Below are 9231 nucleotides of genomic sequence, written 5' to 3'. Positions count from 1 at the left end.
AAGGTGTGAACATTGATTCGTCGACACTTCCGGCGTAGTGGCCTGAGAGCTGCTGCCGTGCTCGCGGCCACCGGGGTCCTCACAGGCGTCGTGGCCGGAGTCGGCGCAACGTCCGCCTCGGCGGACGATCCGGTCATCGCCTCGAAGTCCCTGTTGGCCGACCCGCAGTCGCCCGACGGATCGCGTATCGAGAAGGCCACCTACAAGGACGACCGCAGCATCCGGCTGTACGTCCACTCGGCGGCGATGAACCGCACCTTCCCGGTCGATGTGCAGCGCCCCGCCGACGCGTCGGTGCCGCGCCCGACCCTGTATCTGCTCAACGGCGCGGGCGGCGGCGAGGACGACGCGTCGTGGCAGAAGAAGACCGACATCGTCAACGGCTTCCTGTCCGACAAGAACGTCAACGTCGTGCAGCCCATCGGCGGTAAGTGGAGCTACTACACCGACTGGCTGAAGGACGACCCGAACCTGGGCCGCAACAAGTGGAAGACCTTCTTCACCGAGGAGCTGCCTCCGCTGATCGACGGCGCGCTGGGCACCAACGGCGTCAATGCCATTGCGGGCCTGTCAACTTCGGGCACCTCGGTGCTGAACCTGGCGATCGCCAAGCCGGGTCTGTACAAGTCGGTGGCCGCCTACTCCGGCTGCGCGGAGAGCAGCACCGACGTCGGCCGCGAAGCGGTGAAGCTCACCGTCAACACCTGGGGCGGCGGCGACGTGCGCAACATGTACGGCGACGACGACAACCCGGCCTGGCAGGACAACGACCCGCTGCTGCACGCCGATCAGCTGCGCGGCGCGAACCTGTACATCTCCTCGGGTAACGGCCTGCCCGGCCAGTGGGACACCCTCAACGGCCCCTACGCCCTGCCCGGCGCCTACGGTCTGGGCAACCAGCTCGTCATCGGCGGCGTGATCGAGGCCGCGACCAACTACTGCAGCCACAACCTGCAGACGAAGCTGGACTCGCTGAACATTCCGGCGACCTACAACTTCCGTAACTCCGGCACCCACTCGTGGGGCTACTGGCACGACGACTTCCTCGACTCGTGGCCGGTGCTGGCCCGCGGTCTGGGCATCTGACTGCCCCGAACGAACCACCGAATCCGCCTCGATCGCCGTCGCGATCGGGGCGGATTCGCCATTTTCCGGGGGCTGTCTCACTAATAAGTTCGGTTCGCCGTAAACTATTTTTCATGAATGCGATCACCGTCGAGGTCGGGCCCACGCGCCGGAATCGGCTGCGTTCGCTCGTGGTGCTGCTGGGCCCGGCTTTCGTGGCGGCGATCGCCTATGTCGATCCCGGGAATGTGGCCTCCAATATCAGCGCCGGCGCGCAGTACGGCTACCTGCTGGTGTGGGTGGTCGTCATGGCGAATGTGATGGCCGCGCTGGTGCAGTACCTGTCGGCGAAACTGGGGGTGGTGACCGGCCGCTCGCTACCGCAGATCGTGCGCGAACGAGCCGGGCGCCCGGTCCGGCTGGCCTATTGGGGTCAGGCCGAATTGACCGCGATGGCAACCGATCTCGCCGAAGTCGTCGGTGGCGCGATCGCCTTGAACCTGCTGTTCGGCCTGCCGCTGCTGCTCGGCGGCGTGATCACCGGCGTGGTGTCGATGGCCCTGCTGGCCGTGCAGAACCGCCGCGGGCAACAGCCGTTCGAGCGCGTGATCATCGGCCTGCTGGCGGTGATCGCGATCGGGTTCCTGGCCGGTGTGGTGATCTCGCCGCCCTCGCCCGCCGGGGTGGCCGGCGGGCTGGTGCCGCGTTTCGACGGGGCGCAGAGCGTCCTGCTCGCGGCCGCCATGATCGGCGCCACGGTCATGCCGCACGCCATCTATCTGCACTCCGGCCTGACCCGCGACCGGCACGGCCGCACCGAGCCGGGCCCGCGCCGCAGTCGCCTGCTGCGCGCGACCCGGATGGATGTCGGCCTGGCCATGATCATCGCCGGCGCGGTCAATCTCGCGATGCTGCTGATGGCCGCCGCCACGCTCGGCGGCCGCGATGTCGACTCGATCGAATCCGCCCACGCCGCGGTCCGGGAGGTTCTCGGCCCCTGGGCCGCGCTGCTGCTTGCCGTGGCACTGCTGGCCTCCGGGCTGGCCTCCACCTCGGTGGGCGCCTACGCCGGCGCGATGATCATGGACGGGCTGCTGCGCCGCAAGGTGCCGCTGCTGTTGCGCCGCGTGGTCACCCTGATTCCCGCTCTGCTCATCCTCGCCGCCGGCGTGGACCCGACCCGCGCGCTGATCGTCTCGCAGGTGGTGCTGTCCTTCGGCATCCCGTTCGCGCTGATCCCGCTGGTGCGGTTCACCGGTGATCGCAGCCTGATGGGCGCGGACGCCAATCGACGGGCGACCACCGTGGCCGCGTGGCTGATCGCCGCCGTGATCAGCGCGCTGAACCTGCTGCTGATCTATCTCACCGTGGCCGGTCGCTAGCGGCCGTCGTCCGCCGATAGTGCGCGGCGATCTCGTCGCTGGTGGTCACCCACACGCCCGGATGGTTCACCACGTACTCGAGCGCCTCGTCCAGATAGCGGTGCCGGAACGCCTGACCGGTGACGAACGGGTGCAGGGCCAGCGCCAGCACCCGGCCGCTGTCGGCGGAGTCGGCGTAGAGCTGGTCGAGTTGGTCGCGGACCATGCGGACGAAATCGGGGCCGGTGAGCCCCTTGCTGACGAAGATGCCGATGTCGTTCAGTTCCACCGAATACGGAACGCTCAGCATCCCCGGCACATTCAGCCGATAGGGCTGATCGTCGTTGGTCCAGTCGAGGACGTATTCCAGCCCCAGTTCGGCCAGGAGCCCGGGCGTGTGGAAGGTTTCGGTGAGCCCGGGACCCATCCAGCCCCGCGGCCGGCGGCCGGTGGTCTTCTCGATGGTCGAGACGATGTCGGTCAGAACGCGGCGCTCCTCCTCCAGCGACAGTCCGGTGTGCAGGTGGCTGTTGCTGCTGCCGTGCGCGAGCCAATCCCAGCCGCGTTCCTTCCCGGCCGCGATGATCTGCGGATACCGTTCGCCCACATCGGAATTCAGCAGCGCGCTGGCGCGGATCCCGTATTTGTCGAGCAGCTGGATCTGGCGCCAGATGCCCACCCGCGGCCCGTAGTCGCGCCAGCCGTAGTTCAGCGCGTCCGGCGTCAGTGCGGTGGTGCCCTCGTAGGTCGCGGTACCCGGCAGGTCGACGAAGAAATGTTCGATATTGAGGCCGACGTAGAACGCGACTCGCTTACCGTCGGGCCAGTGGATCGGCTCGCGCTCGGTGATCGGGGAGTAGTCGTACAGTGTGATGTCCGTGCTCATGCCGGTATCGTCGGACCTTGACATAGATGTGAAGGTCAACCGAAAGTCGTTGTGAGGTAGAGCATATGCGAATCGGTGAGTTGGCGGAGCGGACCGATACCTCCCGGCGGCTGCTGCGCTACTACGAGGAGCAGGGACTGATCCGGGTGCGCCGCTGCGATAACGGCTATCGCGACTACGACGAGCGCCTGGTCGATCAGATCCTGCACATCCGCGGACTATTGGACGCGGGCCTGCCCACGCGGATCATCAAGCAGATCCTGCCCTGCCTGGACGATCCGCGCGACATTCATTTCGCCGACGCCACACCGGAAATCATCGCGACCCTCGAACATCAGCGCGACCGCCTGACCCAGCGCATCGACCTGCTCACCCGCAACCGCGACGCCATGACCACCTACATCGGCGAACTACGCGGCTGCGCCCGCCCGGCGTCAGTCGGCTGATCCGATGCGGCCGGAGTCGGCGCCGGCTGTCAGCGTGCGCGCAGCCGGACCGTGGTACCAGACTGGTACTATTCCTGCGTGGCGATCAACGTACGGTTCACCGATGACAATGAAGCGGCAGTCAAGAGACAGGCCGAGGCAGAGGGCATCAGCATCAATACGATGATCAACAAGGCTGTGGCCGAGTATGTCGCGCGGCACGACCATCGCGATCGGGCACGTGAAATTCTTGACGTCGAAATGGGCCGCTGGGCCGAACTTCTGGATCGGCTGAAGTGACCGACCTTTCCGAGGATTCCGTGGTCTACGTGGATCTGGAGGACGTCCTGATGATCGCGGATCGGGTAACGGGCGATGTCCGGACGATGGTGCGGGACATCGGATTACTGCAGTCGGCGGTGTACCGACCACAAACTCGTGCGTTCGGGGTGGTGGTCTACCCCGGCTTGTTCGAGAAGGCGGCAGCACTGCTCCAGTCGTTGTCTCGGAATCATCCGTTCATCGACGGCAACAAGCGAACAGCATGGTTGGCGTGCATGATGTTTCTCGCGTTCAACGGCGTGCGACTTCGAGTCGACACGGACTACTGCGAAAGCTTGGTCGTGGACGTCGCCACCGGTGCAGTCGTGGAGATTCCGGCCATCGCCAAAGCGCTGGAATTTCTCGCGGTTCGTTGATCGCCCTCGCCGTCGCGGCCTTATGCGCCCGTCTCTGCGGCGCGGCGGTAGCCTCGCACGGCCGGGTAGCCGAAGACCACGATCATGCCGAGCACCCAGGCGACGGTCTTCCACAGGGGTTCGGCGACGGGGCCGTCCCAGCAGAGTCCGCGCATCGCGTCGATGGCGGTGCTCATGGGCTGGTTCTCGACGACCTTCTGCAACCACGTGGGGTAGGCGAAGACCGGGACGAAGCCGGAGTTGAAGAACATCAGCAGGGTGTTGATGATGCTGACGATGTTGACCAGCATCACGCCCTCGGAGACGGTGGCCAGGGCGGTGACCATCACCGCGAAGCCCACGCCGAACAGCACCGGGATGCCGATCATGGCCAGGGAGGCCAGCGGACCGTTCCAGAAGCGGAAGCCGATGCAGACGCCGACCGCGATCACGAACAGCGTGGTCACCAGGACGCGCAGCGCCTCGGCGAGCAGTCGCCCGGTGAGTCCCGCGGCCCGGTGGATCGGCATCGTCCAGAAGCGGCCCAGCAGGCCGGTGTACTTCTCGGTCTTGAAGCCCAGCGCGCTGACCACCGCTCCGGACATCGCCGCCACCAGGGTGATCAGGGGGACCGTGCCGTAGACGCTGGGCATGCCGGTGGCCGCGGTGATCGAATCGCCGAGCACGATCCGGAACATCAGCAGGGTCAGGGCCGGGTAGATCAGCGTCTGAATGGTGGTCGCGGGGTCGCGCGCCCACACCATCAGCAACCGTTTGCACTGGATCAGGCTGTGCCGTGCCCAGGTCGCGACCGACCGCTCCGATCGAGCCGCGACCCTCGGCAGCGGCGTCTTCCAGCCGACAGTTTCCGGAGACGCCTCGGTGGCATCGATGGTCAGACTGCTCACGATCGCCTCACACTCGCCCACACCGCCAGCGGAACGAAGGCCGCCGTCAGACTGATCAACCACACCAGCGGCACCCACAGCACATGCCAGCTCACGCCGCCCGCGGCCATATCCCGCAGGGCGAAGGAGAACTGGGAGACCGGCTGATTGCGGGCGAACGGACGAATCCACGCCGGGAATCCGGATTCCGGCACGAAGCCGCACGAGAGCATGCCGAGAATCAGCGTCGGCAGCGTCAGCGCCTGACTCAGCGCCTCCGGACTCTTGGTGAAACTGCCCAGCGCGTCCGCGCCGATCGCCAGCACGGTCCCGACGGCCAGCGAGAACGCGCAGAACAGCACGGCCTGTCCGAGTCCGGCGGTGAACCGGAAACCGATCATGTATCCGAAGATCGAGGCCGCGATCAGTGAGGTCACCGAACGCACCACGCCCGCGCAGATGCGGGAGACAAGCGGAACCATCGGCCCGATCGGCATGGTCTGCATGCGGGTGTGCAGACCGGTCATCGATTCGAAGGCCGCGATCTGCGCATTCGACATCATGGTGAACGACATGGTCTGCAGCACGATGATCGGCATCACGAACTGCGCGTAGTCGATGCCGCGGAACTGCATCACATACCGCAGCGGCAGATAGAACCCGAGGGTGAACACCAGCGGCGTGATCACCGCGACGACCAGTTCACCCTTGGTCGCCATCGTGCGCACGATCCGCCCGGTCAGCGCCCGCCACTGGGCGAAGCTGGAGATCCGCGCCTCGGGCATCTGCGCGAAGAGGCGGGCCTCGGCGGCCACCGGCGCGCTCATTGATGTCCGCCGGAATGACCGGTGATGGACAGGAACACGTCGTCGAGCGAGGGCCGCCGCAGCGCGATATCGGCCAGTTCGAGGCCCGCGGCGTCGAGGCGGCGTACCGCCTCGGCGAGGGTGCTCGCCCCGTCGGGGGCCGGAATGGAGATCCGGTCGCCGGCGAATTCGTGCCGCAGGGCCTCGGGTACCAGCTCCCCGAGGGCGGTCACCGCCTTGCGCAGCTGCGTCGGATCCAGCGGGACCACCTCGCAGTAGCTGCCGCCGGTCTTCTCCTTGAGTTCGTCGGCGGTGCCCTCGGCGATCACGGTGCCCTTGTCGATGACGATGATGTTGTCGCTGAGGACGTCGGCCTCTTCGAGATACTGCGTGGTCAGCAGCACCGTGATGCCCTGCTCCTTGAGCGCGTTGACCAGATCCCAGACGCCCTGGCGGCTGCGTGGATCGAGGCCGGTGGTCGGCTCGTCGAGGAAGACCACCTCCGGGCGCACCACGAGCCCGCAGGCGATGTCGACGCGGCGGCGCATACCGCCGGAGTAGTGCCGGACCGCGCGCTTACCGGCGCCGACCAGGTCGAACTCCTCGAGCAGGGTGTCGGCGCGGCGGCGGGCGTCCTTCTTGGGCAGACCCATCAGCCGGCCGAACAGTTCGAGGTTCTCGCGGCCGGAGAGATTCTCGTCCAGCGCCGCGTACTGCCCGGTCATCATGATCGAACGCCGCACCCCGGCCGCATCGGCGACCACGTCGTGCCCGGCCACCGAGGCGCTGCCCGAATCCGGTCGCAGCAGGGTGGACAGGATCTTGACCGTGGTGGTCTTGCCGGCGCCGTTGGGTCCGAGGATGCCCAGCACCGAGGCGCGGGCGGCGGTGAAGCTGATGCCCTGCAGGGCCTGCACCTCGCCGAAGGATTTGCGCACATCGTCGACCACGACGGCCGGATCGGCACCCGATACGCGCACCGCGGTATCGGTACCGCCGGTGGCGTCGGAACCGGCCCGCGTTGCTGCCGCGCCGCTACCTGCCCGGGACGCTGCCGCGCCGCTGTCGGCGTGGGACGCTGCCGCGTCGGTACCTGTCCGAGACGCTGCCGCGTCGGTAGCGCCCGAATCCTCACGCGGTGTGTGTGATCCTGCGTTGTCCAAACTCGGCATCAACTCTCCACTATCGGCCGGGGCGCGACCGGATTGTCCGGAACGCTGATCTTTGTCCCGGTTGATGGATACCTTCCACCGGGCGCGATGTTACTTCGTCCGGCTGCGCGGCTGTCGGTGCCGCGAGCTCGGGATGCCGCTCGCGGTCCCGAATTTTTCCATCGCGGTAGGTTCTACCGCGATCTGAAACGTGGTGAAGTCGAAATGCGGCAGCGCCCGTAATCTGTGGCGTTGGTCACACTTCCGGTGTCCAACCGGCACCGATCACCATTGTCGCTGGTCCGGACGCGGACCGGGTGGTTCGTAGGATGTTCGCGGTTGTTGTCGCCCGCCCGGAGGGCACCATAGTCTGACGACCAGGGGAGCGGTATCCGATTCGTCCGCACCCTCCTGCGGCATCGTCGCCCGCCCGCTGCTGGTGCGCACGTCGAACGACTGCCGAGGTCTCCGCCGGCGAGAGGGTGGCCAATGGCCGAGATGCTGAAGTCCCACGATCCACGCACCGGCGAGCTCATCGGGGAATATCCGATCCTGGACGCGGCCGCGGTCACCGACGTCGTGCGCGCCGCCCGGTCGGCCGAGACCTGGTGGGCGGCAATCGGATTCGCCGGGCGCAAGCGCTGGCTGCTGGAATGGAAGCGCAGTATCGCCCGCAATGCCGGCGAGCTGGCCGAATTGATCTGCACCGAGTCGGGTAAGCCGCGCGTCGATGCCGCGATCGAGATCATGCTCGCCGTGGAACATCTGAACTGGGCCGCGCGCAATGCCGAAAAGCTTTTGGGGCGAAGCAAACTCGCCTCGACCTGGCTCACCCGCAATCAGCGCGCGTCGGTGGGCTATCTGCCGCTGGGCGTGGTCGGGGTGCTCGGCTCCCCGAACAATCCGGTCTTCACGCCGATGGGCTCGATCGCCTATGCGATGGCCGCCGGCAACGCGGTGGTGTTCAAACCCAGTGAGCTCACCCCGGGTGTCGGCGTGTGGCTGGCCGACAGCTGGGCGGCACTGGCGCCGGACAAACCCGTCCTGCAGGCGATCACGGGAACCAGCGCCACCAGTGCCGAACTGTGCCGCGCTCGGGTCGACAAGATCGCCTACGCCGGCTCGGAGGCCGGTGCGCGCGAGGTGATCGAACTGTGCGCACCCACCCTGACGCCCGTCGTGGTCGAGAAGGCCGGCAAGGGCACGATGATCGTGCACGTCGACGCCAAACTCGACACCGCGGCCGAGGCGGCGGTGTTCGGTGCCATGTCCAACGCGGGGCAGAGCCCGGCCGGTATCCAGCGGGCCTACGTCGCGGACTCGGTCTACGAACCGTTCCTGGAACGGGTCGTCGCCCGGGCGCGTTCGCTGCGTCCCGGCGGCGACCGCAAGGCCTCCTACGGGCCGATGATCATGGATGCCCAGGTCGACGTGGTCCGCCGTCAGGTCAAGGACGCGATCGCGCGCGGTGGCCGGGCTGTGGTGGGCGGTCTGGAATCGATTCGCGAACCGTATATCGAGCCGATCGTGCTCACCGACGTGCCCGAGGACAGCCAGGCGATCACCGCGGAGGCGGTCGGGCCGGTGCTGATCGTGAATCGGGTGGCGAATATCGACGAGGCCATCGACCGCATCAACGCCGCCGATCAGGGACTGGCGGTCTCGGTGTTCACCCGCGACGTGCGGAGCGTCGCCGACTTCGCCGAACGCATCAGAACCGGTGTGGTGACGGTGAATTCGACCATGGCCTACGCCGCCAATCCGGCCCTGCCCTTCGGCGGTGTCGGCGAGTACGGGCAGGGACATACGCACGGCGAGGCCGGGTTGCGCGAATTCAGCCGGACGCTGGCGATCGCGGAGAAGCGCTATCGGGCGCCGGTGGATCTGTCGAGTTTCGACCGGCACCCGCGCCATCTGCGGCTGACCCGGGCGATCTTCCGGATTCGTCACAGCCGCTTCTAGCCGCGGCCGCC

Annotated in this window: 10 protein-coding genes; 6 read left to right on the top strand and 4 right to left on the bottom strand. The window is 67.1% G+C overall.

The features are described from left to right. Positions 1 to 57: 57 nt before the first annotated feature. Positions 58 to 1086 carry an alpha/beta hydrolase family protein gene (locus A5789_RS31245; protein WP_063017856.1) on the top strand — a complete coding sequence of 343 codons (1029 nt, stop codon included), beginning with the start codon at positions 58 to 60 and terminating at the stop codon, positions 1084 to 1086. Between the two features lie 158 nt (positions 1087 to 1244). Further along, positions 1245 to 2447, top strand: coding sequence for an Nramp family divalent metal transporter (locus A5789_RS31240; protein WP_219822886.1), 1203 nt, complete (start codon positions 1245 to 1247; stop codon positions 2445 to 2447). On the opposite strand, the gene A5789_RS31235 is transcribed toward A5789_RS31240, so the two are convergent. After that, positions 2428 to 3312 carry a polysaccharide deacetylase family protein gene (locus tag A5789_RS31235; protein WP_064905175.1) on the bottom strand — a complete coding sequence of 295 codons (885 nt, stop codon included), beginning with the start codon at positions 3310 to 3312 and terminating at the stop codon, positions 2428 to 2430. The two genes, A5789_RS31240 and A5789_RS31235, sit on opposite strands and share 20 nt — an antisense overlap. A 65-nt stretch (positions 3313 to 3377) precedes the next feature. Here A5789_RS31235 and A5789_RS31230 point away from each other — a divergent pair, with 65 nt between their 5' ends. The 3 genes from A5789_RS31230 (at position 3378) to A5789_RS31220 (ending at position 4435) form a co-directional block, all read left to right on the top strand. Then, positions 3378 to 3758: a MerR family transcriptional regulator gene (locus A5789_RS31230; protein WP_063017850.1), complete on the top strand. Its 381-nt coding sequence runs from the start codon at positions 3378 to 3380 to the stop codon at positions 3756 to 3758. 78 nt (positions 3759 to 3836) lie between these two features. Next, positions 3837 to 4037: a hypothetical protein gene (locus tag A5789_RS31225; protein WP_063010369.1), complete on the top strand. Its 201-nt coding sequence runs from the start codon at positions 3837 to 3839 to the stop codon at positions 4035 to 4037. A gap of 29 nt (positions 4038 to 4066) precedes the next feature. Further along, positions 4067 to 4435, top strand: a complete 369-nt coding sequence (locus tag A5789_RS31220; RefSeq protein WP_227462709.1) for a type II toxin-antitoxin system death-on-curing family toxin — start codon at positions 4067 to 4069, stop codon at positions 4433 to 4435. Positions 4436 to 4455: 20 nt separating this feature from the next. Here A5789_RS31220 and A5789_RS31215 read toward each other — a convergent pair whose 3' ends face one another. Genes A5789_RS31215 through A5789_RS31205 form a run of 3 tightly spaced genes read right to left on the bottom strand, consistent with a single transcriptional unit; the run spans position 4456 to position 7087 of the window. Next, positions 4456 to 5313, bottom strand: coding sequence for an ABC transporter permease (locus A5789_RS31215; protein ID WP_369817549.1), 858 nt, complete (start codon positions 5311 to 5313; stop codon positions 4456 to 4458). Between the two features lie 5 nt (positions 5314 to 5318). Then, complete coding sequence (locus tag A5789_RS31210; RefSeq protein WP_064905179.1) at positions 5319 to 6128, bottom strand: ABC transporter permease; 810 nt, start codon at positions 6126 to 6128, stop codon at positions 5319 to 5321. Further along, entirely contained in the window at positions 6125 to 7087 is a 963-nt protein-coding gene (locus tag A5789_RS31205) for a daunorubicin/doxorubicin resistance ABC transporter ATP-binding protein DrrA (RefSeq protein WP_063017848.1), read from the bottom strand. The genes A5789_RS31210 and A5789_RS31205 overlap by 4 nt, the downstream gene beginning before the upstream one ends. Positions 7088 to 7756: 669 nt before the next feature. Between A5789_RS31205 and A5789_RS31200 the strand changes: the two genes are divergently transcribed. Further along, the gene (locus A5789_RS31200) at positions 7757 to 9220 is read left to right on the top strand and encodes an aldehyde dehydrogenase family protein (RefSeq protein ID WP_082857374.1); all 1464 of its coding nucleotides are present in this window, start codon (positions 7757 to 7759) and stop codon (positions 9218 to 9220) included. The last annotated feature ends 11 nt before the right edge of the window (positions 9221 to 9231 follow it).

Origin of the sequence: Nocardia sp. 852002-51101_SCH5132738, from assembly GCF_001665695.1 — a bacterium.
GTDB classification, from domain to species: Bacteria; Actinomycetota; Actinomycetes; order Mycobacteriales; family Mycobacteriaceae; genus Nocardia; species Nocardia nova.
Note: the sequence above shows the minus strand (reverse complement) of the source record. Positions and strands in the feature narration are given on the sequence as shown.